The sequence below is a fragment of the Pricia antarctica genome (genome assembly GCF_900101815.1).
Classification (GTDB): Bacteria; Bacteroidota; Bacteroidia; order Flavobacteriales; family Flavobacteriaceae; genus Pricia; species Pricia antarctica.
The window spans coordinates 187404-212361 of record NZ_FNAO01000009.1 but is presented as its reverse complement, the minus strand read 5'-3'; the positions used below and the strand labels follow the sequence as shown (position 1 = coordinate 212361).

Annotated in this window: 25 protein-coding genes, 1 tRNA gene and 1 pseudogene; 11 read left to right on the top strand and 16 right to left on the bottom strand. The window is 44.0% G+C overall.

What is annotated here, in order from left to right:
- The first annotated feature begins 274 nt into the window (after positions 1-274).
- The 8 genes and pseudogenes from BLT07_RS18080 (at position 275) to BLT07_RS18055 (ending at position 8257) form a co-directional block, all read left to right on the top strand.
- Positions 275-1201, top strand: coding sequence for a DUF2268 domain-containing putative Zn-dependent protease (locus tag BLT07_RS18080; RefSeq protein WP_217633337.1), 927 nt, complete (start codon positions 275-277; stop codon positions 1199-1201).
- Between the two features lie 71 nt (positions 1202-1272).
- Positions 1273-2061, top strand: a complete 789-nt coding sequence (locus BLT07_RS18075) for a hypothetical protein (RefSeq protein WP_091873007.1) — start codon at positions 1273-1275, stop codon at positions 2059-2061.
- A 357-nt stretch (positions 2062-2418) separates the two neighbouring features.
- On the top strand, positions 2419-2625 hold the full coding sequence (locus BLT07_RS20810; RefSeq protein WP_139205165.1) for a hypothetical protein: 207 nt from the start codon (positions 2419-2421) through the stop codon (positions 2623-2625).
- A 287-nt stretch (positions 2626-2912) separates the two neighbouring features.
- A complete protein-coding gene (locus BLT07_RS18065) occupies positions 2913-3308 on the top strand; it encodes an MORN repeat-containing protein (RefSeq protein WP_091873000.1) in 396 nt (131 codons plus the stop codon).
- Between the two features lie 277 nt (positions 3309-3585).
- Positions 3586-3738: pseudogene (locus BLT07_RS21455) on the top strand (transposase); the annotation flags it as partial.
- The gene (locus BLT07_RS18060) at positions 3705-4685 is read left to right on the top strand and encodes an IS3 family transposase (protein WP_245726594.1); all 981 of its coding nucleotides are present in this window, start codon (positions 3705-3707) and stop codon (positions 4683-4685) included. The pseudogene BLT07_RS21455 and the gene BLT07_RS18060, both read left to right, overlap by 34 nt.
- Positions 4686-5020: 335 nt before the next feature.
- Positions 5021-5737 carry a type I restriction enzyme HsdR N-terminal domain-containing protein gene (locus tag BLT07_RS21450; protein WP_245726593.1) on the top strand — a complete coding sequence of 239 codons (717 nt, stop codon included), beginning with the start codon at positions 5021-5023 and terminating at the stop codon, positions 5735-5737.
- A 105-nt stretch (positions 5738-5842) separates the two neighbouring features.
- Positions 5843-8257, top strand: a complete 2415-nt coding sequence (locus BLT07_RS18055; protein WP_394331318.1) for an Eco57I restriction-modification methylase domain-containing protein — start codon at positions 5843-5845, stop codon at positions 8255-8257.
- On the opposite strand, the gene BLT07_RS18050 is transcribed toward BLT07_RS18055, so the two are convergent.
- From BLT07_RS18050 to BLT07_RS18005, 10 genes are all read right to left on the bottom strand, one after another.
- Positions 8232-8426, bottom strand: a complete 195-nt coding sequence (locus tag BLT07_RS18050) for a hypothetical protein (protein ID WP_091872992.1) — start codon at positions 8424-8426, stop codon at positions 8232-8234. The two genes, BLT07_RS18055 and BLT07_RS18050, sit on opposite strands and share 26 nt — an antisense overlap.
- A 224-nt stretch (positions 8427-8650) precedes the next feature.
- Entirely contained in the window at positions 8651-8998 is a 348-nt protein-coding gene (locus BLT07_RS18045) for a hypothetical protein (RefSeq protein WP_091872988.1), read from the bottom strand.
- Between the two features lie 73 nt (positions 8999-9071).
- Complete coding sequence (locus tag BLT07_RS18040) at positions 9072-9902, bottom strand: DUF4138 domain-containing protein (RefSeq protein ID WP_091872985.1); 831 nt, start codon at positions 9900-9902, stop codon at positions 9072-9074.
- A complete protein-coding gene (gene traM / locus BLT07_RS18035; protein WP_245726591.1) occupies positions 9899-10813 on the bottom strand; it encodes a conjugative transposon protein TraM in 915 nt (304 codons plus the stop codon). The genes BLT07_RS18040 and traM overlap by 4 nt, the downstream gene beginning before the upstream one ends.
- 14 nt (positions 10814-10827) lie before the next feature.
- A complete protein-coding gene (locus BLT07_RS18030) occupies positions 10828-11442 on the bottom strand; it encodes a conjugal transfer protein TraK (RefSeq protein ID WP_091872975.1) in 615 nt (204 codons plus the stop codon).
- A 20-nt stretch (positions 11443-11462) separates the two neighbouring features.
- Positions 11463-12293: a hypothetical protein gene (locus BLT07_RS18025; RefSeq protein WP_091872971.1), complete on the bottom strand. Its 831-nt coding sequence runs from the start codon at positions 12291-12293 to the stop codon at positions 11463-11465.
- Between the two features lie 11 nt (positions 12294-12304).
- Complete coding sequence (locus BLT07_RS18020; protein WP_091872966.1) at positions 12305-12889, bottom strand: conjugal transfer protein; 585 nt, start codon at positions 12887-12889, stop codon at positions 12305-12307.
- A 7-nt stretch (positions 12890-12896) separates the two neighbouring features.
- Positions 12897-15326, bottom strand: a complete 2430-nt coding sequence (locus tag BLT07_RS18015) for a TraG family conjugative transposon ATPase (RefSeq protein WP_091872958.1) — start codon at positions 15324-15326, stop codon at positions 12897-12899.
- Positions 15313-15594 carry a hypothetical protein gene (locus BLT07_RS18010; protein WP_091872954.1) on the bottom strand — a complete coding sequence of 94 codons (282 nt, stop codon included), beginning with the start codon at positions 15592-15594 and terminating at the stop codon, positions 15313-15315. The genes BLT07_RS18015 and BLT07_RS18010 overlap by 14 nt, the downstream gene beginning before the upstream one ends.
- Positions 15594-15881, bottom strand: a complete 288-nt coding sequence (locus tag BLT07_RS18005) for a hypothetical protein (RefSeq protein WP_091872949.1) — start codon at positions 15879-15881, stop codon at positions 15594-15596. The genes BLT07_RS18010 and BLT07_RS18005 overlap by 1 nt, the downstream gene beginning before the upstream one ends.
- 219 nt (positions 15882-16100) lie before the next feature.
- Between BLT07_RS18005 and BLT07_RS18000 the strand changes: the two genes are divergently transcribed.
- Entirely contained in the window at positions 16101-16733 is a 633-nt protein-coding gene (locus tag BLT07_RS18000) for an N-acetylmuramoyl-L-alanine amidase family protein (protein ID WP_091872944.1), read from the top strand.
- 182 nt (positions 16734-16915) lie between these two features.
- Here BLT07_RS18000 and BLT07_RS17995 read toward each other — a convergent pair whose 3' ends face one another.
- The 5 genes from BLT07_RS17995 to BLT07_RS17975 all read right to left on the bottom strand — a co-directional run bounded on the left by BLT07_RS17995 (position 16916) and on the right by BLT07_RS17975 (position 20729).
- Positions 16916-18019 carry an endonuclease/exonuclease/phosphatase family protein gene (locus BLT07_RS17995; protein WP_091872940.1) on the bottom strand — a complete coding sequence of 368 codons (1104 nt, stop codon included), beginning with the start codon at positions 18017-18019 and terminating at the stop codon, positions 16916-16918.
- A gap of 45 nt (positions 18020-18064) precedes the next feature.
- On the bottom strand, positions 18065-18721 hold the full coding sequence (locus BLT07_RS17990) for a P-loop NTPase family protein (protein ID WP_091872936.1): 657 nt from the start codon (positions 18719-18721) through the stop codon (positions 18065-18067).
- Positions 18705-19220, bottom strand: a complete 516-nt coding sequence (locus tag BLT07_RS17985) for a hypothetical protein (RefSeq protein WP_091872933.1) — start codon at positions 19218-19220, stop codon at positions 18705-18707. Before BLT07_RS17985 ends, BLT07_RS17990 begins: the two co-directional genes overlap by 17 nt.
- 150 nt (positions 19221-19370) lie before the next feature.
- The gene (locus BLT07_RS17980) at positions 19371-19661 is read right to left on the bottom strand and encodes a helix-turn-helix domain-containing protein (RefSeq protein ID WP_091872930.1); all 291 of its coding nucleotides are present in this window, start codon (positions 19659-19661) and stop codon (positions 19371-19373) included.
- 222 nt (positions 19662-19883) lie between these two features.
- Positions 19884-20729: an RteC domain-containing protein gene (locus BLT07_RS17975; protein WP_091872927.1), complete on the bottom strand. Its 846-nt coding sequence runs from the start codon at positions 20727-20729 to the stop codon at positions 19884-19886.
- Positions 20730-21267: 538 nt separating this feature from the next.
- Here BLT07_RS17975 and BLT07_RS17965 point away from each other — a divergent pair.
- Positions 21268-22902 carry a helix-turn-helix domain-containing protein gene (locus tag BLT07_RS17965; RefSeq protein WP_091872920.1) on the top strand — a complete coding sequence of 545 codons (1635 nt, stop codon included), beginning with the start codon at positions 21268-21270 and terminating at the stop codon, positions 22900-22902.
- A gap of 526 nt (positions 22903-23428) precedes the next feature.
- Here the strand turns inward: BLT07_RS17965 and BLT07_RS17955 are convergent.
- Positions 23429-24649: a site-specific integrase gene (locus BLT07_RS17955; protein WP_091872910.1), complete on the bottom strand. Its 1221-nt coding sequence runs from the start codon at positions 24647-24649 to the stop codon at positions 23429-23431.
- Positions 24650-24819: 170 nt separating this feature from the next.
- Here BLT07_RS17955 and BLT07_RS21090 point away from each other — a divergent pair.
- A tRNA-Ser gene (locus tag BLT07_RS21090) sits at positions 24820-24888 on the top strand.
- Positions 24889-24958: the final 70 nt, after the last annotated feature.

Genomic DNA, 24958 nt, shown 5'->3' with positions numbered 1-24958 from the left:
GCAGATCCAGCCAAGACCCGTTCTCCAAAAGGCTCCGTAAAAACAGCCTGCTCGGGTCAATATCTTACGCACAGAGCACTTCTGCAACGGCCACGATTACATCATTGGCCGAAATTAAAGTGATTACAAAATAGTAACTTGTTGCTATTTACAATAGTTATCCACAGCTATGAAAAAAATACTGCTAATATTATCATTCGGACTTTTATTTGGAAGTTTATCCTGTAAAGACGCTATAAATGGAAATAAAAACTGGAATTCCGAATCGGAATTTATGGAACGAATCACAAAGCTGTCGGACAGTATAAAAGTTAACGATATAGTTATCAAAAATCTTTTCAAAAGCCAAATTTTGGCACATCGAGGAACGGACTTTGATAGTATAATGATTATTGAAAAAGTTTATCGACCTCACCAAGAACTATGGGACAATTGTTACGCAATGATTTTCGGAGAGGAAAATAGTTCAAAATTCAATACTACTAATGGAATGGTCGAATGGAACAGAACGCTTTATACTGAAAACGAAGCTTTTTTCCAGCAAAGGGCAAACGAACTCCGGGACATAAACATCGATTCGGCCCTTAATGCCAATCTTTACCGATTTAAAAAATTAGTGCCACATAGCCCAAAGGCAAGTATAAGCATCCTTTTTACCCCATTTCAAGGAATAGGTTTTGGAGGTTGCAGCGGACAGGAGTTTTGTTTTGAACTGAACAATAAAGACTATGATGTAGCCTACACAATCGAAAAAGGAATACCGCACGAATTAAACCATTTGGCCAACGAGCCACTAACATCAAACGACCCATCATCTGGCACCGCCTTGTTTTTGACAATAGACGAGGGATTTGCTTGCTATTTCACTTGGGCATTCTTCGATGGGAATATCACAAAATGGGAGGCGGTCGAAAATATGACCGAAAACGATTGGGATTGGTATTTGCAAAGAGAAAAGGACATTTTCAAAAGCATTAAACCATATTTTGACGACAAGTCGGGCGACAATCCATTATTGCGGAACGACACGCATAAACTTTATCCGGATGCACCTAAAACCCTTTATTATTGGTTAGGTTTTAGAATTATAGAAAACTATGTTAAAAAACACGGACAAGATTCGTGGAAAGAATTGTACGGAATGGACGCTAAAGAAGTTTTGGAAAAAAGCGGATATGAAGGTTATATCAACGAAAAATAGCTGTGGCTAGCACTATATTCTATGAAAAGCCCCAGTCCAGTTCTCTAAAGTTCAAATAAACGATTTTATTAATGAAGAAGTTAATTCTCATAATAACAATAGCGATCGCGTTTTCTTGTTCAGATAGTAATCCTGATAAAGTTGGTGTTATTGATAAAGGTGAAAATTCTCATCATGTAATTTTCCCAGATTCATTAAGGTCACTGGTGGTTAAGAAAAGACAAGACTCTTCTTATTGGGACACTGAAATGTTAAAAACAGACCTTTCATATAAGAACGAGAGACCAACCGGTCCCTTCATGTTTGGTGCCTTCCCAGTACCCAATTATGATTTAATAGGGAAGGGAACCTTCTCCGGTCTAGGCAATTTTGGATACAGCGGTGCCGGGAAGTACTACAAAACAATAAAGGACAAAATAATATTGTACAACAGCTTTTTCGTTAAGAAGAACAATCTAAACCAGAAACGATTACAAAATAGAAAGGACGAAATATTTTTTCAAATACTCGTTTTGACCGATACCATTGATTCGGTTGATTTCTCACATGTAGGTAGTGAAATTATTTCTCGCAACCATCCAGATTATGTAGGACAGGGATTTTATAAGACCAAAAACTCCACGATTGATTACGTAGCTTTTACAACACCGGAAAACGAATCTTATGCAATTGTCAGCACTAGACTTTTTAATCTCGATTTTGGAAAAACAATTTTAATAGCACCGCAAAAGAACGGAAGTTTAAGATCAATGCAAATCGAATTGCCCCAACTGTCAAGTGAAGAAATAAATAGGTTTACCGATAAATTACTTGAAGAAGATAGAATAGTGGAATTTTTCACAAAACCTGGAAACATTTAGAATGGTAAAGAGATTACTTAAAGTCTAATTAAACGATACAAATGACAAAACAGCAAATGGCCAATAGACTAGGGGAAATTATTATTTCCATGGAACAGACCAATGATTATATAGAAAAGGTGAAGGGAGAAGTTGACGGGTAAAGATACAATTATGCTAAATGTCCCTCATTTCTCCAATTGTCATGCTATATCATCGTTGAAAAAATATTAATTATTGCAAAGTCTAAATAAACGATAGCGAAAATAACTTTAACAAAACATTATCCAAAAAAAAGGTGTAATCGTTCGATTGTATGGTTAAAACTAAGGAAAATAATTACGCTTAATATGCTGCAGATTGAATGGTGCGAATATCATGACAACGGCTATCTACGCCCCCGGCAAGGAAGAAGCACAGATACTAAACAAAGCCGCAATTGAATTAAAGACAAAAACATGGCACGAGTTAATTGTGGAAAATGTGGTGGAACTGGTTATTCGTACGATTTCGTCCATAGTAGAAATGAAATGTGTACTGGATGTGCTGGTTCTGGAAAAATATATAGCCCAGACCCACCACTGACTCCTGAGAATGGGAATAAAAGTGGTTGTTTCAAGAATCTTGCCTATGGTGCGTTCGGTCTTGCAGCCCTTGTTCTAGCTGGGGCATTGTTTGGCGAGAATGATGAGGATGTGATCACGCCCACCAAGAAAAAAATGCCGCAACCAGAAATCCGCATTGAGACAACGCCTCCTTCTGTGATCAAGGAACAAGATGAGCGCACGTAGACCGTGCGGTCTGTTCAGAGCCTCCCATCTACGGAGCGCGAGGAATCGATTCAATTCCATCCAGACAAAGACGAGGCCACAATGCCGCGACAAGAAAAAGAGGATACATATCTGTCCTATAATGGGTTCCCGGTCATCCTTGAAAACGCGATTGATGACTACACCGGTCGCGCTGTGTGCGAATATGACAACGGCTATATTTACACAGGTGAATTTAAAAATGGGTCTTGGCATGGCGAGGGAACACTTCGTTATACCAACGGTGATGTTTATGAGGGTGAGTGGAAAAATGGCCAGCGACATGGGCAAGGCAAATTCACGTATGCTGACGGGGATTACTATAACGGAAACTGGAAAAATAGCCTTGAGCATGGGCGAGGCATCTTAAGTCAAGACGGGATAATTACTCAAGGGCGATGGTCCAAGGGTAAATTAAAGCGTGAATTTAACTCCAAGTCAAATGCGCCACAACCATAAAGTCGTAAACCGAGGGTGAAAATCTGGTCATCTTTAGTAAGTCTCGTTTTTATTATGTTGGCTGCTAGGAGTTACTTAACTGCGCGCTTTATCAATTTCATTGAGCTTAGAAGTCCGTTCTAATCTGAGGAGTTACATTTCATTTCTGGATATTATATTGTCAGAAATGGTGGGGATTTCTTTGATGTGAACTTTGCTGGGCTAGTGTGGATAATTGTAAGCTTCCCCTAAAACCGAACTGTTTAAAAGTAGAATAATAATCTTAATTTTAAACAGTATGAGAAGGAGCAAATTTTCACCAACGCAGATCGCCAAGATCTTGAAGGAGTTCGACAATGGTAAAAGTGTCGATCAGATCAGTCGCGAACATGGCGTAAGTCCCGCCGCTTTTTACAAGTGGCGTTCCAAGTTCGCCGGAATGAATTCCAAGGAACTCAAACGGCTCAAAGAGCTCGAGGAGGAGAACCGCAAGCTCAAGCAGATGTACGCGACCTTGGCACTCGACCATCAAATGGCAAAGGAGATCATCGAAAAAAAGCTCTGAAGCCCTGCCGTAAGCGAAGAATTACCAAAGAACTTATTCATTACGGTATCAGCAGGGCGTGCCGTGTTCTCAATATGAGTAAGAGCGTTTATTACTACAGACCTTTGCCGAAGGATGATTCTCATATCGAGGAAGCCTTAAGACAGAAGGCAAGCGAACATTCGGAAGAAGGTTTTTGGAAGGCGTACCACCGTTTGCGCAACGAGGGAAGGCCATGGAACCACAAACGTGTCCATCGCGTATACAAGGCGCTCGGCCTGCCACTTAGAAGAAAGCACAAAAAACGCTTGCCGGCAAGGGTCAAAGAACCTTTGGAGGTCCCTGCCGAGATCAACCATACCTGGAGCATTGATTTCGTGACCGATGTACTGGAGAACAAGCGCCGTTTCAGGTCGTTCAACGTCATAGACGATTTTAATCGAGAGGCGCTACATATAGAAGTCGATTTCTCGTTGCCGAGCAACCGTATCGTCTGGGTGCTGAACCACCTGATCAATAAAAGGGGAAAGCCGAAGAAGATCAGGATGGACAACGGCCCTGAGCTGATAGCCCATCTCACGAAGGACTGGAGCGAAATGCACGGTATAGTGTTCAAATACATACAGCCGGGAAAACCGACCCAGAACGCGTTCGTGGAACGTTTCAACGGTTCGTACAGGAGAGGTGTACTGAACAAGTACATCTTCGAGAACATAGACCAGGTACGGGAACAAACGCGTATATGGATGAACGATTACAACCATCACAGACCGCACGACGGACTGGGAAGGATACCACCGGTAAAATACGCTCAAAGGAGGCGTGTCGCTACCGCTGGGCGCATTTTAAAATAAATCGGCTTTAAAGAAACATCATGAAAAGAAAGCCGACCTATTTAAAACGGAAAAAAGCATAATTTTGGATTAACAAGCAGTTCGAAACGTGGGAAGCTTACATAATCATCTACTATTTCGTTCAAATTTGGATGCTGTTCAAAGGGGTCGATTTGGTAAACTCACTTAATCCATTCAAGAATCTGAACAATTAATACAAGTTCAAATAAACGATTCTCTTTACATACATAACCCACCTTTCGTAAAGAGTCCGGAAATAGAGTTTCCCGTTAGATTTTACCTTCAACCGGAAAAATACCCTATTTTTAAAGACCGAAACCCGACCAACTTTTTGAATGGCTCTATATCAATCTTCCGTACTTAAAAAATACCTCAAACAACAGGATAAGGCAACACTGGATAAAGCCTACATAAGGTATTCAGAATACTTCTTACATCCCGTTAGGCAGGAGAACATTCGAAACGCAAAAGAAGAACAGTTCCAGGCTACCTTTTTAACGGAGCTCTTTGTGAAAGTGCTCGGTTACACCATCAACCCCGATCCGGAATTCGATCTTACCACCGAATTCAAGAACCAAAAGAACAATCGTAAGGCCGATGGCGCCATTTTGAAAAACGGCCTGGCCATCGGGGTCATAGAACTGAAGGGCACCAGGACCAAAGATTTGGAAAGCATCCGTAGGCAGGCGTTCGATTATAAGGCCAACCAAAAGGGATGCGTCTACGTCATTACTTCCAACTTTGAAAAGCTTCGCTTTTATATCAACGACGCGACCGAATTCTTGGAGTTCGATCTGTTCGAACTTTCCGGACTCGATTTTGGGCTGTTGCATCTGTGCCTTCATAAGGGCAATATCCTAAGCCATGTTCCCTTAAAAATAAAGGAGGATTCCTTGGTGGTAGAGGAACGGATAACCAAAGAGTTCTATAAAGACTATTCCATTTTTAAACGGGAGCTTTTTCGAGATCTGGTCAAACGGAACGCGAAAAGAATCCGAACTGCTCGACAACAGGAATTGGAGGAAATTACTACCGACCTCGCTTATAAATAAGAACTCCAAACTCTTAGCAAGAATGTAAAACTGGCACTGTTCAAAAAGTCCCAGAAGCTTATCGACCGCTTTCTGTTTATCTTTTTTGCGGAGGATAGGGGCTTATTGACTCCAAATTCTACGCTCCAGATATTGAACAAATGGAAAGCCGATATGGACTTTGGGGATGAGCGCCCATTGTACAACCTCTTCAAACAATACTTTCAGTATTTGGACACCGGTAGAAAAGGTACGCAGAGCCGGGCCGAAATATATGCCTATAACGGCGGACTCTTTCAGCCGGATTCCGTTTTGGACGGGCTGGAAATAGATGACGATCTATTATATCGCCACACCTTAAAATTGACCAAATATGATTTTGAAAGCCAGGTCGGGGTAAACATCTTGGGTCATATTTTCGAAAATTCCCTGAACGAGATCGAAGGGGTTAACGCCGAGATCGAAGGTACCGAGTTCGATAAGCAAAAAAGCAAACGTAAAAAGGATGGGGTGTACTATACCCCAAAATACATCACCAAATATATTGTCGAAAATACGGTGGGGAAGCTGTGCGATGAAAAGAAAACCGAACTCGGTTTCAAGGAAGAGGAATATTTCAAAGGCCGCACCAACCGTCCGAAAAAGAAATTGGCGGAACTGGTGAAGGTACTCGACGACTATCGCAACTGGCTCATACACCTGACCATCTGTGACCCGGCCTGTGGTTCGGGTGCATTCTTAAATCAGGCCTTGGACTTTCTGATCAAAGAGCATCGTTATATCGATGAGCTAAAGGCAAAAGTATTGGGTGGCGGCCTTATTTTTGCCGATATTGAAAATACCATTCTCGAAAACAACATCTATGGTGTCGACCTCAATGAAGAATCGGTAGAAATTGCCAAGCTCTCCCTATGGTTGCGCACCGCACAGCCGCGAAGAAAATTGAACGACCTCAGTAGCAATATCAAATGCGGCAATAGCCTTATCGAAGATAAAAAGGTGGCAGGCGATAAGGCTTTTAACTGGCAACATGAATTTTCAACGGTTTTCGCAGATGGCGGTTTTGATGTGGTGATAGGGAATCCGCCCTATGTAAAACTGGAAGCCATAAAAGATGCCTCCCTTAAGTTGGAAAAAGTAGGTTTCGAGACCTTTGACAAGAGGGGTGATCTATATGTTCTTTTTGTCGAAAAAGGTTTCCAGATTTTAAAGCCCTTCGGACAGCTCTCTTTCATAATGCCGAACAAATGGTTGCAAGCCGGCTATGGAAAATCGTTGCGAAAATATCTTTTAACCAAAAGATTAAAGCAATTGATAGATTTCGGGGATATTCAGATATTTCAAGGGGCAACGACCTACCCTCTTATTTTTGTTGCAGAAAATACCACACCTGCAAAAGAATTTGATGTCGCTGTATTGAAATCTGCCACCGCCTCCGATTTTCAGACCAATGTGACATTAAGCTTTGAGAGCTATAAAACGAAAGGGTTTGACGAAAAGACCTGGGTAATCTCATCTAAAAAGGATAAGGAACTTCTGGTTAGGCTTGAAAGTGTTTTTAAATCTCTTCAGGAATTTACTGAAGGCAGAGCCCTAAGAGGCGTTTTAACAGGGTTAACGGAAGCATTTTTAATATCTGAGGAAGTAAAAGATCAAATGATTAAAGATGATTTCAAGGCGGAACAATTTCTATTTCCATTTCTGCTGGGACGTGAAGTACAACCTTATACGAGTCCTATACCAAAAAACTACTTATTGCTCCTTGAAAAAGGCTTTACCAAGTCCCAAATAGGTGATTGTGATGAAGAGACTGCTTGGGAGTGGATGATTCAAACGTATCCTTCAATATCTAAGTGGTTGGCACCTTTTAAAACAAAGGCAAAGAAAAGAACGGATAAAGGTGATTTTTGGTGGGAGCTGCGGGCTTGTGAGTACTATTCCGATTTTCAGAAGGTGAAAATCATGTATCAAAAATTTCAGATAAAGCCCTGTTTTATTTTTGATGAGAACGGTTTGTATTGTAATGATTCTATGTGGATAATTCCCAGTGAGAACAGAAGCCTTGTGGGTGTATTGAATTCTAAAATGGGCTGGTGGCTTATCACAAAGTATTGCACACAGATCCAAAATGGATGTCAACTTATCTGGAAATATTTTGGTAGGATACCGATTCCTGATCTCAACGGTGAATTGGACGATTCGGTCAATTCAATGATTGCCTTGACAAAGGCACTAAATGAAAGTCTGACCGGGTTATCAGATCTGGTACAATCCAAATTTGGACTTGAAAAATTGAGCAGAAAGCTGCAGAACTGGCATCAATTGGAGTTTGCTTCCTTTCTGAAAGAGCTGAAAAAACAAAAGGTAAATCTCACCTTGAAGGAAGAGAGTGAGTGGCTTACCTATTTTGAGGAGAATAAGAAAAAAGCCCAAGAACTACAAAACCAAATTCACCGGACCGAGAAAGAGATTGATCAGATGGTCTATGGTTTGTACGGACTGACGGAAGAAGAAATTAAAATTGTGGAACGTAGACAATGATGGGAAACGTTACTTTTTGGTGGGCATTATAAACTCTGTCTGAATGATTCTTCACAATTATGGCAACATTTTTTATGCCGGTATAGAGGCAAAGCTCCTCGGTCTCGAACAATGTCCTTCTTCCCGCATTTTTCTGAAGGGCCAACTCCGAGAGAGAAACTTTTTCCATATCTTTTAAGTTATACTGCTAACCTAACAAACCCTTCATTCGCGGCAATACGTTCACGGTGCGCCTGTTCAAGGGCAGGTCGACAATATGGGTATACTCCGAGACACTGAGAAACCGGGATATGGAATCCAGGTCCGTTTCAATCTCCCCCTGGTGGAGCACCACCTGTTTTTGATATAATCTGCCAAAACCTATCAAAACTGGCGAACTATTATGGATGAAATTTATCCAGCCTGTTTGGTAAAAAGCTTTCTCAGTTTCCCGAAGTATTTTTCCCAATATCCCTTTTCCGGATGATTTGATGGGTTGGTCGTGTCATTATAAAAAAACACCTTGATTATCACATTATTTTCGTCCATTTGAACGGAACTTGGATCATCCGCCAGGTTCATCAAAAATCTGTCCGGTAACCTGCCGTAATCCGTGTAAATGAAATCAGATTCGGTTACACATTTAAAAGGATTGTTGTCTCCCAAGGGCCTATACTCCCTGTTAAAAGCCGCCCATTGCCCGTGCTCGTTCCGTCTGATGCCATAAGGCAAATTGATCTTGAAAAAGTTGTTCAATCCCATAACTATAATTTGTTTAAAGTTTAACCGGTGTCGGCCCGGGTTTCAATTTTTACTGCTACGTCAAACAAACTTCTTATTTGTAAAACAACCGGATATTCCGGCTCCCATGAAGTTCACTCAACTCAAGCATCAGTTTCTCCGAATCCCCCAAGGTAAACTTGGGAAGAACCACGACAAAAGAAGCGCTTTCCCCATCCCTGACCTTGTCCGGGAAATTATGCCGATATAAAATATCCAGCGGCAGTTTCTGGTAGGAAGATTTTCGCCTGTTATTACCGTGCACCTTAAAGACTTTCAGATAATCCGTTTCAAGATCGATACCGGACCGATTCCCGATCTCGACCAAGGCGTACACCTCGGTACGGTCATATATCAAATCCTTCAACCGCAAGACCAAACCCTGTTTGCGCCTTTTTTTCAGCAGGTTGTCATTGTGTTTCAGGTGAAATGAACTGAACTTCCTGAAATGTTCCTTGCGGTACCGAAGTGAATCGACCTTTCCGGGGTCTGGTTTTTTAGTAGAACCCACTTTTGATATAGAATCTATTCCCGAAAATATAGACGCAGGAGCTTCGTTACCGATACGTTCCGTACCCGCCACGAAATAGTTAAGGGTATCCAAGACCTTCCGGTAAACCAACCGATAGCTGAACACGTCCCCGTTTTCGGTAATAACGAGGAGATTGCTCCGGTCGCCTTTGACACCTTGGACGATTCCCACATGCTGGGGATTCTCCCTGTTGTAGCTGAACGTAAAGCTTTCCGAACCGGTCAATCCCTGGCGTATCGTATTCGGAAAGAACAACGCCACGGCATCCCTTTCATTGGTAAATATGGTCCTTAGGTTTTGGGCATTCATACCGGTATGGATTACCAATAAAATGGCTATCAAAAATAGTTTCATAGCGAAGGTTTTAAAATGAGTTGGTACTGGTTATATATCGTGGCCCTTACGTTCCGGTTGTTCCGGCGGAAGACCTGTTTGATGCCACCGATCTGGGGAACCCCGGGTATATTGATGTCCTGTACGATATCGTCGATTACCTCCCCGGTCGCCTCGGCCCGGACGCTGTTCTTGATGTAGATGCCCTCATTTCCGTCCATCAGGTCGAAGGCCTTGAGATCGACGGCCCTGTTATCGATGTTGGTGATGTGGACGGACACCCGGTTCGCCTTGAAACTGGCAAAACCGTAGACCAATGAGTTCCTGGGAACCGTTTCGCCGTTGATCAGTGCGTCCTCGGCCAACCGGAGCTCCAAACGCTCGTCGTTCCTGACCGTCTGCTCGCCGTTTACCTCCACCATGATAAAGGAATCGGTCTTTGCGGCCATGCCGTCGACGGTCTTGGTCCCGGGTTTTTCGGACACCTCGAAGAAGGCATTATGGGCCTTCGGGAAATCGGGCAGCGACGGCCGACCTTCCTCCCTTGAATTTTGTTGGCCATTGTTATTATAATTCGTTCCGGTATCGGTGGCGGTTCCCGATCCATAATCGATCCGCCCGTTCCTGTATATGCTATCGACGATCTGCTGCCGTTCCTTTTGCCGGTGTAGCGGGTCGAACGTTCCGGTAGAGTCCAAAAGGGATTCGTCATAGATGCTCGGGGCATTGGATTCCCTTACCTCCTTTAGGTCGTTGATGGCCTCCAGTTTCGAGCCGTATTCCTTTTGTCCGTCCTTTAGTTCCGGCACATCGGTCTGCGTCAGAACGGTTTCGGCCTTACCATCGTCGTCCATAACGAAGACGGCATAGCAGATAATAAAGCTCAGTACGAGACCGATTAAGCTAATAAAGATGATCTTGTTCCTGTCCATTTCCATTGTTGTCGCTATTGTCGGTTATTGATTTTCTTTAGGGAGCTTTCGAAGAAATCGGTGATCAAGAGGCCGTGGGTGTTATTGGGGAAATTCCGGTCCACGGTAATCAAATTGCCAGTGGTGATTAATTGGTAGCGGTCGACGGCCGAGCCCCTGTTGATCTCGAAAACGGTCTCCGTCCTAAAGGACATCCCTTTTTTGTCCAGCGTCAGCCCGGTATCCACGGAAAGTACCTTTTGTACAAGGGAGTATTGCAGGAGTCGATTATAGACCCCGTCCGCTTTCTTTTGCCTATATATATTATCGACGGTACTGTCGCCCAGCCACAAGGCCTTTTCGAGGTTCCGCTCATAATTGCTTTCATCTATCCCGTAGAAATAATTATGGAAGAGGTCTAGATGGGAAAGCGCCTCGACCTCGATATTCTCTTTTTGTGATACCAGTTTCAGGGGAATGATCGAGCCGTCCGTATTTACGACAAAGGCACTGTTCAACATTCTGTTGTTGAAACGGAACACGGTAAGCACAGCAAAGCTACTGGTCAACAGACAGGTAATTACGACCGCCAATACGATAAACCGATTGGTCCTTAGGACGCTATAAATATTCTGGTAAGGTGTTTTCATAGGTTTCTAATAAAGGTCGATTATGGACTGAACAACCGGAACGTGAAACTTGTGGCCCGTTTGTAAAGCTTGAATTTTAATAACAGGATGAACCCTATCCCCGCCAATTCGATGACCGGTGCGAACAGCTCGCTTCCAAAGTCCGTCCCGAAAAGATTCGGCCAAAAATTGTCGGTAATCTCCCTGTGTAGCTCGTTCACGAAAACGTTGACCAGAAAGAAGGCGGGAACGATCATATAGACCGCGGCATAGAGCTTAAAAAAACGGTAGCCCATATCCCTGAACTTTTCGAATACCGCCATGCTGATGACCAAAGGGAAAAAGGCCTGCATGATGCCCAACAGAAAATAGCGTTCGGCCAAAAACAGTGGATAAATGAACAGATCGAGTACCCACAGCAAAAGCCCAAACCCCCAGGCGAGCATGCGAATTCCCAAAAAGGGCGTAACGAGCCATTCATACAAAAGGCCCATTGCCTTGGTAGTGGCATCCAACAGTCCCAAATCCTCCTCCACTTCTACTTCCTGTATACCCAACGGCAAAAGTACAGGCGCCGTTCCCCGGTACTGCCCTTCGATGGCCACTAAAATGGAATCGAAGGCATCCAGTACCTCGGTGGAAAAAATGACCACCAGAACGACCGAAAAATTCTTGATCAGTTCGGTCGGGGTCAGTCCCCAGGTCAATCCTTGGTCCGAGGCCCCTCCCTCGTAATACTTTTTTAGGATATTGACGAGGAAGAAAAGGACGGCCAAGGCCTTCATTCCGATAATCGTATAGGCCGCGAAATCGCTATCCTTGATAGTTTGAAAAACGGCGTCGACATATTCCAATCCGATGGATAAAAGCATATTTATCGGCTTTAGTAGTTGGTTTCCCTGTTGTTGATCTTGTCCTGCATCTCACGGAACGAAATGATCATTTTATACCGCTTGTTCTTCAGGGTTATGTCAGCGACCATTTTCTTGGAATCGTCGCGATGCTTCTCAAGGATCGCCAAGCGTTCCCCATCGTTCAATTTCAGAAAGTCGTTGGACAGCACCTGGTTCATAAATTCCAGATTTCGCAACGAGCCGTCGATAATGGTGTTGAAAGCGTTGGAGACTGCATCGACTTCGCCCCGACGGATATAGGGAGAATTTAAAATACCCTTCAGGTCGTTTCTGACCATATTGACCAAAGCCTCATTATTCGAGGTAATTTCTTTCACGGCCTCGTACTGTTTCACCGCATCGTTGACCTTGTCTATGGCCTCCTTGGCCTGCTTCAGGAATTTGACCGTCTTGATCATTTCAGTGGTCTGCTTGGCGGACTCGAAAATCTGTTTGACCAGCGATATAAAGCCGACATTGTCATATACCGGTATGCCCTGGGCGGAGCCTTTCGCCCCCATTGCCATAACGAACAGGGCGGATAAAATCATCGTTCTTTTTTTTAGTGTTTTCATAATGGATTTAATTGGATGAATATGATTTTTGAAATTTCATTTTTACGAACTCGTTGATGGCCGTTGGCATATCGCCATGTTCCCGATAGAGCTTCATGATAATCTCGTTTTCCGAGCCCTCGGTCAGGTAGGCCGCATAGACCTCCGGTGGCACTTCCAATCGGAAGATATTGCTCTCCTTCCCAATCTTGATGAATATTTCGGTGTACTTTCGTTCCCCCTTCAGGTCGTTCTTGATGGACTTCAATTGGTTCAGGTCGTGGCTTGAGAGGTTCAACCGTTTGACCAGCTCGGCATAGCCCTTTTCGTTTCTTAGGCTATAGATGATCTGGGTGTTCTCAAGGATGCTCGCCGAGGTGGAATTGCTCGGTAACTGGTTGATGGATTGCAGTATGATGCCGATGGCCCCGTTCTGCTTTCGGATGGCCTGATAGTAGAACTCAACGCTTTCCAGCACATTGTCGAACTTGAGCTGTTTTGCGAACTCGTCGAAAAGGATAATGCCCTTTTCCGCCCGGTTCCGCCAAATGGTCCGTTGGATGGCGGATTTTATCAGTTTGAGCATTACTGACAACACTTCCTTGTTGTCCTTTACCTCGTCCAGTTCGAATACGATCAGGCGTTTGTCCTCCAATTTATAGGACTGGTCCTCCCTGACCTCGAACAGGAAGCTGTAGAGTCCGTCCCCAACGTATTCGGACATGATATGCAGGAAGTTCGTGATGTTGAAGTAGGCGGCATCGATACCGAGCCGGCCAAGCAGGGTTTCCTTACTGTCCCTGACAAAGTTGTAGAACCCCTCCAAGGAATGCGTCCCGTTGGGATTGCCCATATAGTAGTTCCGGAGGATTTTTTTCATTGCCACCTCCTGTGCCTTGGCGACTTTAAGACCCGAAGCGAAGAGCTCCAAAAGGAAGACCGTGAGGTCCTCCAACCGCTCCGGGCCGACATCGTCGGCCTTTGTTATAAAAAAAGGGTTGATGCCAAGGCTCTTGCCCTGCTCGTAGCGCAAGGTGATATATTGCTCGGGATATAATTTCGCGAACTTGGTGTAGCTGCCACCGAGATCGATGATGACAAGGCGGACGCCGCTCTCGAAATATTGCCGAAGGATGTTGTTGGCCAGGAAGGATTTTCCCTCGCCGGTCGGGGCGAAGATGGCAAAGTTCCGCGCCTTGATCCGCTTTTTCCGTTCGTCCCATACGTCCTTTAACACCGGGGTATTATGTTGGCGGTCGTTGAAAATGATACCGGTGGTATCCGACTTGTAGTTCGTATTGTTGATCAGAAGGCACAGCGAATGTTTCAGATCGGTCACGTACAGATCCTCGTCCGAGAAATTGGAAGAAAAGCAACAGTAGCTGTTCAGTAGATAATTTTTCCGTTCTTCGCCCTTGGGATAATAGGGCACGATGTCCAGTTCCTTGAACTCCGTTTTGATGCGGGATGCTATTGGGCCCAGTTCGTCCTTGCGACCGCTCCAGAAGACTACGTTGAGATGTCCACGGACGATCCTGGCATTGTCGTCCTGGTTAATTTGGTCGAGGATGGCAATGATCTTTTCGTGCACCACCTTATTTTGAGTACCGAAATTGGAACTCTTTCCAAGTTCCTCCAATCGTTTTTCCAACAGTTTTCGCCATTTGTGTTTATCGTCCAGATAGATGATCTGGTTGACGATATGGTTTTCATTGAGGTTAAGCCCAAGTCCGTCGATAAAACCTTGGTGAAATACAAAATCATCGGAGGTGAACGCATCATCGGTCTTACTGCTATGCACGCTCTCCCCGAAGCAGGTCTCGTTGTTGACGGCCAGTACATCGAAAAAGTGGTCCCCGATCTGGGCATGGTCCTTATTGAGGACGATATCCGTATCGAAACCCTCGTTGAAGCCGTTGAAGAAATTATCGGTCAGGGACAGGATCTTTATTTGGTTCAACGGAACAAAATCCATTTTTTGGCTATTGTTCAGAAATCCTACGGAATCCTTTACCGCACTTACAAAGCTGTTCAAAGAGTCTGTCAGGCCTTCGGGCACGGCCTTGGCCACTTTTTTAAAGGGATTGACATACTTGGCCCTGTTAAGCCCCTTGTTCTTGGGCCAGATAAAAAATAGATAGGAATCATGGGATATGAACTGGCGGCCCTTGAAGTGCGCATGGGTCGCCTTTTCCAAAAAGGTGGAATTCGGCAGTTGCTCCGCGGCGTAAGGTCGTTTTCTGTAAACATCCTGTTTGTGTACCATCGTCCCGGCGGGAAGTGATTTCAGCGCTTGGAACCAACTACCGTGCATATCCTCGAAATCCTTTTCCGAAAGGGAATAGATCTCGGGCAAATCGGCCCTGTAGCAAAGGACCAGGTTGCCGTTGTTGGCAAAGACCATATTGCACTGTATGTCCGCTATCGGATAATGTTGTGTCAGGTTAATCCTCATAATGTAAAGGGGAGGTTTTCTTGTTGGAAATGGCCGAGGGAAAGACCTTGGCGAAATGTAATAGATGGGGCTGGTGGGTCAACTTCAAAAGGATGAAGTACAGCGTAAGGTTTACGCTTACCGCTCCGATGACCAAAAACAGGCCAAAGGAAAATATGATTACCAACAGCGAGCCGATAACCCCTAACATCTGCAAGGCGAACAAGGAGACGGGAAGCCCATATATCAATGCCCGCTTGCGAATGTTGCGATATACTTTATAATCCTTCATTATACGACAAGGGTTATGAGATAGGTGAAGATACCGACCACCGCGCCGGCGATCAGTACAAAGACCAGTACGCGGGTAATACCTTTTTTCAAGTCGGCGTTTTCACCGAAGAAATGCCCGGCGTTGAACAAAAAGCCCACAAGGAAAATAACCCCGAGGATAATCGGGAAAATTACCCTAATGGTATCGGAAATCTCGTTAACGGAATCCTCGATCCCGCCGATTTGGGCGTAGGTAGGCACCGTTGCCAACAATAACAGCAAAAGCATTTTGGTCCGGTTTTTCATAACTGTTTGTTTTGCGGATCAAATCCGCGGTTAATTATTGATGTGTCTAGGCGAACAACCGATTGCCGTTCGCTAATACTTGTGGAATTTCCAAAGGATGGGAGGGAATCCAGAGAATCGACGAAAAATTAACAGTCCGAAGCGTTAAAATTTCACGGATTCTAAGCCGTTCGCGGAAATCGATGAAAATTGTGCAACACGCAGTTAAAATTTCATGCGATGAAGGGAATTTGGTTTTGTTTTTTTATCTGGATCGTTCCGGTTGGTTTTCACGATGCTTTCGGGCAAGAAAAATATCAACGGCCGATTATCGTGATCGACCCGGGGCACGGGGGAACGGATTCCGGTGCCACCGGAATCAACGGGGTCAGGGAAAAAGATGTGGTTTTTAAGATAGCGGCGGAAGTACTCCGATTGAATAGGGAAATGTTCGGGGACAGTCTGGCAATTTATTCCACACGGTATACCGATACGTTGATTTCCTTGGGAAACAGGACGAAACTTGCCAATGCCCTAAAGGCCGATGTCTTTGTTTCCATCCATTGTAACCAAGCCATCCGAAATGAGGCCCAGGGCATTGAGGTCTATATAAAACGGGGTAATGGAAAAGCCGCTCGTCTGGCCGGATCGTTCACGGCCGGACTGAACCAAAAGCTGGGGCTTAAAAACCGGGGAATCAAATACGGTAACTTTCAGGTGCTCCGTGAAACCGGGAATTGCCCCGGTGTTTTGTTGGAACTGGGGTTTTTGTCGAATGCGGAAGAGGCGGAGCATAACGATAAAAAATCAAGTATCTCCGCCTATGCGCTTTTAGTATTGGAAACACTTGTAAAATACTTCTACCATGATTGAAATTACAAAAACATTGGCCCGGTTGTTAAAATCGATATTAGTAGAATTTACAGGGACCATATGGCGACTATTGAAAAGGAAAAAGTAATCCGTTTTCAACGGCAAGTATCTTCATTGGACATCTATTTACCTTACAATTTGTGGAAACTTAGTTAACGCGCAAAAAGGTGGTTTTCAATAACTCAAAGATCGATTTCCCCCCAGACCAATGGGTGTTCACTGGCCGCATGATGTTTTCCGCCGATCGAAGGATATAACGCCCAATTGGGTTTTCGATCCGGCCAAGTCCCCTTTCTGTTCATCCCGGCTTTTTGGACTTTTTCGAACCAGTACGGCGGTAGAAGTAAATAATCCTTTTGTTTGATGTTTACCCCGAGACGATAGGCCCCCAACCTGAAATAACTGCCGTCCCTGCCTTGATCGGTATCCGTTTTGAACCGTCCATGCCTGCTGATATCCTTCAGATCGGTTTCCCTTATCAGCGGGGATAGGGCATGGCTATACGAAACGTCGTTGAGCGTACCGCAGACCAGTACCATTTTGCCTTCCGATCGCATCCGGTTGTAGATTTTGGCCACCTTTTCGGCCTGTTTTTTTCGTTGCACATCATCCAGCGAGAACTGGTTGGACAGAACCCAGATTGTATCTCCATCGGGGGTACCGATCTCATATTCCTGGCAATCCATGTTGAACAGGGCAAGACCGTCCGCATCCAGATCGTAAAGGTGGTTTTTTACACCGTTCAACCGATAACCGTTCTTGAGCATTAATCCCATTCCCATGCCCCTCGGATCATTGGTCTCGAAAGCCATTACCTCCTGATACGGGGAAATCTTGAGCAAAGGAAGAAATTCGGTGTTGAACTCCATCAGCGAGGCCCGGTCCTCCACTTCCTGAAGAATCAGGACATCGGGGTCGGTTTCCGCGATTACGTAAGCTTTGCTGAAAACGGCCTTTTCATGGAGCGGTCCGTTCGCCACTTTTACCCAACCTTCCCAATCGGTCAAAAAGGAGGCTTTGGCCGTGTTCCGGAATCCCTGTTTTGTAAAACAGAGTTCTCCCGCTTTGTTCTTCAATATCGCATAGGGCATATCCTCCATTTTGTCAAAACCCAGAAGACAGGAGAGATCGTTGATCCGATTGCTATCTCCGCGACCTTTGGGATATTTTCGTAAAAGCATGTCCAGTTCAGCTATCCAATCGGCCGCATTTTTCGATCGGTTTTTTTGGAGGAGTTCCCTGTTCCGGTAAAACAAATTCTGGATGTTAAAAGTGGCTATTTTCATAAGTGTATTGGTTTTTAATATTCCCGCAAAAACGGAAATCCGTTATTATTTCCTTTTGTCCTTTGCGTCCTTTTTAAAGGCGATCAGGTTGAACATTTCCCGCATCCGGCTCCGTACCCGTTCGCCGTACCTTTCCTCCAGTTCGTCCGCATTGAGGTTCGTAGTCCCGTGGGTCCTGACGCGGCTTTTAAGGAACACTTCGTGGCGCGAGAGCAGGATCTCACCGATGACGTTGCAATCCTTTCCGAAGTGCCTTCCGATGGGCTCCACCCCGATATCGTCGAAACAGTAAAAGCTATTGTTCCCGTAATCCTCGATGATACGGTAGCCAAGGTTGTTGAAACCGAAGGTGATGTTCCGTGCCGGGATGATCTCATAGGGTCTGATATGGGGAACTATGTGCCTGATGAGTTTCATGATGGTTGTCTTCCCGCACCCGACGGGACCGGTAAGCAGGATTCCCTTGTCGGGGTCGATCCCGAACTTTTGGCAGGCCTCTGTGTCCTTGATCATATACACGCTCAACCGGTAGACGATATCGAGGTTTTCCTCCCAGATATGGAATTTTTGGCCGAACAGCCGTTTGCCCTTGGCATTGAGATACGCGAGTATTTTCGCGAAATCGTAGTCCACTTTTTTTCCGTCGAACTCCCCGAGGGAATGGACCGTGCCGCCTTCGGTTATTTTAGAGGGGTTCACCATAATTTTTTTGATTGCTTGTCATGAGATGGTCCCCGGTTTTCGGGACTATTTTGAGCGGCGCCGTTTTTTTTATTTCATCGGCCTTTAGCATCCAGTTCCCGGCGATCGCCGTCCAATCCTCGATCGGCACCTTGCCGCCTATTTTCCAGCCGATCCCTTGATAGTGGTTGTAGAACTTTTTGGCCTCCATGGCCGGCCATTTTTTTCTTTTAAAAAAATCAAAGACTTCAAATTCATTTTTCGGCTTTCTCTTAGAGAGTTTATATTGTTTGTTTTGTTTATTATATAAGGTAGATAGTACATTTTTGGGACAGTAACGTTCCATAAGTGTACCGTTAAGTCCCGTTTCTGTACTACTGTCGGTACATATATGGGACATTCTGACCGTTGTTTTTCGGTTCGGGTTCTGGGTGGGCAGGTACTCGATATATTCCCACGTGGAAAGCTCTTTGATCAACCGATGATAGGTAGTTCGTGAACCGATCTTTGCCATCTTCATGATCTCGATACGGTTGGCATAGAAACCGTCGGCGAAACGGTTGCAGGTTCCAATAGAAAAAGAGGGCCATGTACAGGCTGATATGGCCGCTGTGAAGGCGGGAATCCGAATACATTTTACGGAAGGCGGCGTTCAGGTGCTTTATGTAGTTCATCGGTCCCGGGAATGCTTAATGGTTCTGTTGTCCATTAAGATCTTATCGATCTCGTGGGCATCGTAAAAGATCAGGCCCTCGATCTTATGGCTGGGGATGGTATCGTTGTTCCTAAGGTTCTGGAGCGTTCCATGGCTGATCTTTAGCAGCCCCATGACATCCTTTGAGCGGAGCCATGTCTTGTTCTTTTCCTCCACGGCTTTTTCCAATAGGATTTCCCGTATCCGTTCAAAGAGCTCCAATTTAAATTCATGTAGGTCATCGGTAGTGATAATCGCTGCTGGCATTTTGATCGATTTTAGTTCATCCGGATCCTTTTAAAATCCTTCTTCGGCAAATTTGGGCAGGACCGCCGGACTTTTTTATAGGGTATATAAATGGAGGATATAAATTTGTCGGGGTCCGACGTCTGCACCAAATCGCCCTAATTCGGTACAATCCACGTCAAAGAAGAGCAAGGGAATTCAATAGAATGGATGATATAATAAACTATAGGGTATATACGTACGCTATGAATATCCGTCGCGTCTTTCCAACGAATTTAGAAAGGCGTCCAGGAGCATTTGGATGTACTTGGCCCGTTTGGTCTTGCGATTGGTTATCTGTACAAAAAGACCGTATGGGTCCTTTATCTCGATACCGAACACCTGGCAGAAATAGTCCGTGAAAGGTTTGATATCGAAATTGCCATGGTTGAAAGCCCTTAGTTCCTTGAAGGCGTATATAAATTCCATGGCCGCCGTAGGGGGCATGGTGAAACGAAAGGGAGGATGTGGTGTTTCGAGCGAGCTCGGTGTTTGGTTTGCCGTATCGGTCAATTGGACCTTTAATTTTCCCAAAAAATTCCCATATAGTCCGAAGCCTTTTACCATCGCCCATAACTCGTCATGTGAAGTGTTGAACAACGGGTCTCTAAAATAAGGGTACGATGTGGTTAAAGGTTGGTCCTTAAGATGTTTGCGTGTAAAGTATCCTTCGTCCTTTTCAGAACCTCCATTTTCCATGTAAAGTTGAAAGTCCAGGTTATGGTCGAAGAAAGAGTTGATCCTGTTGATTTCCGCCTCGATAAATTCTAGTTTGGACTTTAACCCCCACTTGGGCATTTTCATTTCACAGGAGCGTACCTCCGTGAAATATATCAAAAAACGAAGGGGTCCGCTCTTCACGTTTTTAAAGAAATGGATCTCGGCTTCCCTGTTTTTAAATCCGTGTTCCGCTACCGCTTCCCGGAAATCGGAAAGGGCAGTGTTACAAATTTGGATGCCGGCCATGGCCTCCTTCAACGGACTTGAAGCCGCCCTCTGCAGTTCCTTTAATCTTTTTTCGAAATCGGACAACAATTCTTTGTAAGGCATCTCCTAGCGAATTTTGGTCTTTGAGTAGATGAGTTAAATATATGACCCGAATCGGGCAACCGAAAATCGAAGAAATACGGTTTAATAAATTGGAATCCTGTTTTATAAAATGGCATGTAGTTGTATTCAAAAATCCAGTGTTCGGAGTGATTTTAAGCCAGTGGTCCGTAACAATTTTGTTCGATGAAATTGACGGATCAAGGTTTAGTTTTTTTATAAAAAGGTCATCTCATCCCTGATATTGGGCATTCTACCCATTTTATATGTAATAACGGTCTGTGCGTATTATCTTATCGTGGTAAACGGCGGCGACTATTTTTCAACTTATGTTTTATACTACATATCCGTCACAAGCACAGTTTGATGCCATGGACTGCGGAGCTCCATCCCTGGCCATGGTCATGATGCAGTTAGGGGTATAGCGGGACATTGCCGAAATACGGGAACGGGTAGGGCAGACCAAAAACACGGATATATTTTTAGAACTGTTCGACGATATCGAAGATATTGTAATTGACGGTTCCACAATACCCAGGACATGCTAAAGATACCGGTCTTAACTTTTTTAATCTGTTCTTCATGGCAGATCTGGGGGCAAAACGATACGTTAAAGGATGAGCCCTTGCCCCGGATAATGGATTTTATATATCGGCAAAGGGACAGTTCCGATGCGATAGCCCTGTCCGATTATCTGACCGAACGGGCACGCATGGAAAAAGATTCTTCGGCGGTCTCATGGGGGCATTACGGTAATTATCTTTACCGCAGCCATCCAAATAATCTACCCTATCTCGACTCATTGGAATATTCGACCAAAGGGCTGAACAATACGGAGGAAATTTTTGGTCTGACCACGAACGGCGATCATTATTTCTATGACAACAATGATTTTACAAGAGCTTTGGCTTTTTACCTGAAGGCCAGAAGACTGAGCATCGAGACCAACAACGGGTATTATATTAGGGCCACGACAAGCGCCCTGGCGGCGATCAAATTTATGGCCGGGGACTTTTCCGAATCCCTTGCCTTATACCATCGATATGCCCAATTGGGTCCGGAGGATAGTTTGGGGCTTTATTTTAACCTTGCCAATTGCCATTATGGACTGGAAAATATCGATTCCCTTTCCTATTATAGTACTATCGGAATCCATGAAGCCCTACTGGAAAAGGATACGTTTCATTATGCATCCCTTTTAAGGCTCAACGGTGTTTCGCAATATATGAAGGGAAACCTAAAAAGGGCATTGGACAGCCTTCAAAAGTCAAGGGCCCTGTCCGCGGACACGATAGACCTGGGCAGTTCATATTACTATACCGCGCTTGCCCACGAGGCAATGGGCAATGCCGATAGTACCCTTTATTATTTTAAGGAAATCTCGTCCCTGGACCAAGAACCGCAAATTTATTTTCCCGAAATAAAAAACGTGTATTACAGGCTCTACGAGAACGCGAAAAGAAAGGACCAAAACGGGGAACAATTGGCCTACATAGAAAAGTTTATGGTGGCAGACAGTATCCTCGGATCCAAATCCAAGGGGCTTATTTCAAGGGTCGATACGGATTATGATCTGCCGTTGCTTATGGAAAGAAGAAACCGGCTTCGTACCGACCGGGCCACCAAAAGGAATTTGACCTACACGATCATTGGGCTTTCGGTTTTATTCATAGCGTCCGTTATATTTTTCCTAAGACGTTCTTTCCAACAGAAAAGGCGGCTAAGGGAAGCGATCGGAAATCCGGGGAATTATTTAAGGACGATCCATGGTCCTAAACCGGTCGTAGACCAAAATAGAAACACATTATCTACAGAGCTTAAAGACCAGTTCGACAGGTTCTTCCAAAAGTTCGAGGCAAACGACCATTTCTTGGAGCCCACGATGTCACTCCAAAAGCTTTCATCCGCAGCGCACACAAATAATGCGTACCTCTCCAATTATTTGAACACATACAAAAAGGGCTATAGCAACTATATAAACGGTCTACGCGCCCGTTATGCATTCGGTGATATGGCCGATAATCCGGAAATATCGATCTATACACTGGAACACATTGCCAAACTTTACGGATTTACATCCTTGAGGGCGTTCAATAGGGCTTTCGAAAAGTTTCTGAAAATAAAGCCAAGGGACTACCTCGCTCGAATCAAACGGCGGAAACAATCCAATTATTAGCTACAAATTTATTGAAAGGAATTTTTTTCAAAACGCCGACGGTCTATAAAGACAAGTTTTCGGATTTCTTTCATAAACTTATAGGACCCGTTGGCCCCGTAAAAATTCGACTAAGAAGAACATTAGCAAATTCGCGGCGTTGCATGAGAAGAAATTGCTCGATAGGAGAAGTACAGGGACTGCAATCTTTTATCAGCAAAAATTAACGTCAAAAGTCTATGTATGCTAAATGGGTTTTATCCAAAAAATCAGAGTTGAAAAATCGTGCAGTTGTGAGAACTTGACCGGATTGGTTGGGAACAGCTCCATATCTGTCCATGAATGGCAAGTTCCGCTCGGTTTCGCCTTTATCATTTTTTGAGCCGGTAGCCCTGCTTCGCCTAGCAGAACCTGCCCTCGTTCCGGTTGCGTTCGTTGAACTTATTTTCTCTTTCCCGTTTATCCACCTTGGATATTGGATGTTCAAAGCTCCAATACTATTTTAAGAACTTTTGTCCGGTTTCATCCAGCATTGATTTATTTCTGTTTATCTAATAACCAGTTGTTCCTGATAGGAGTCGAGAATATTACTAGGCAGGGATTTTAAATAAATTTGGGTCGTGTTCAGTTTCTGATGACCCAACATAGCTGAAATGGCCTGAAGAGGAACATCCTTTAGCATGGCATGTGTCGCAAAACTATGACGGGAGACATAGGATGTAAGGTTCTCCTCAAGCCCAAATTGCTCGGCTATTTTGTTTAAACCTTTATTATATCGCTTTCTGGCACCTCTCACTTGTTTGTACCTCCCTTCCAACGTTTCCTCCGATATAACCGGTAAAATATAATCCTCTTTTGATTTACCATCTATATAAAACTTCAATATTTCTTCAAGTTGAGAAGTTAAGTTTATGTCATAACCTCTTGAGGTTTTTTTTCTTTGGAATTTTACCCGACCATTAACAATATTCTTGACCTGCAGGAATGCCATATCGATAAAGGACATTCCGAACAACATATAGGAAATTAAAAAATAATTGCGATAATGAAATGGCCATGTGCCTTTTTCAAGTTGCAGTTCCAGAATCATCTTGATGTAACTGTGGTCAATGGCCCTTTTTGCTGTTGGGGTAGTCCTTATCTTATAATCCTCAAAAGGGTAGGCTTCTTTTTCTATAAACTTGGCTTTTATCCCCTTATTATAAATCGCTCGGATTGTTCGCATATAGGAGGCCAATCCGTTCAAAGTATTACTTTCTTTGGATAAATGGAAAGTCTCGAACCTTTTTAGAAAATCATAGTTCACTTCGTTTATTTTTACATCCCGTTTATTTGTGAAATTCTTTAATGCGGCTACGGCATGTTTATAGGTGTCGGCCGTTCCGATCCGGTTTGATTTTCTTAAGCCCAGTTCCAGATCGGCTGCCAACTTAAAAAACGACCTGTATTTACCTTTTCCTACAATGTAATCCTTGACCTGGACCAAGGATAGATAACTGAGTTCCCCTTTCTCATGAAGCCTATTAATTACATCCTGGGCATTTCCCAATTCTTTTAGCAGAAAATTATTCAGATTGCCAACGGATTTTATTCCATCATAGTTCTTTTTGACCTTACTTTTGTTCTGGTCCCAGAATAATTCCGGTATCGATTGTCCTGTAGAAATTCCGGTTGTTTTTCTATAATGGGTAAGGCGCAGAACAATGGGATAGTCACCGTTCTTTTGGGAACGCCTTTTGTCCAAACTAAGGGTTACACTGGTTTTCATCTATTAAAGAGATTAAATTTGCACGCAGAAAAAATATAACTCACACAAATTTAAGGAATTACCCATAAAAATTTGCACGCAATTTGCACGCAAACGGATAGTTATAAACAAATTTAAATGAGTACAAAATTCATTAAATTGTTGAAAATAAAGTATTTATGTTATGATGTGGTGTGGTTTGGAGTCCAAAAACTTGGCTCATAATCAGGTGGTCCCTGGTTCGAGCCCAGGTGGGACCACGGTTTAAATCCATAGCACACTTTTAATTAAGGAGTTATGGATTTTTTATTTTCTAAGGGTACTGGAAGG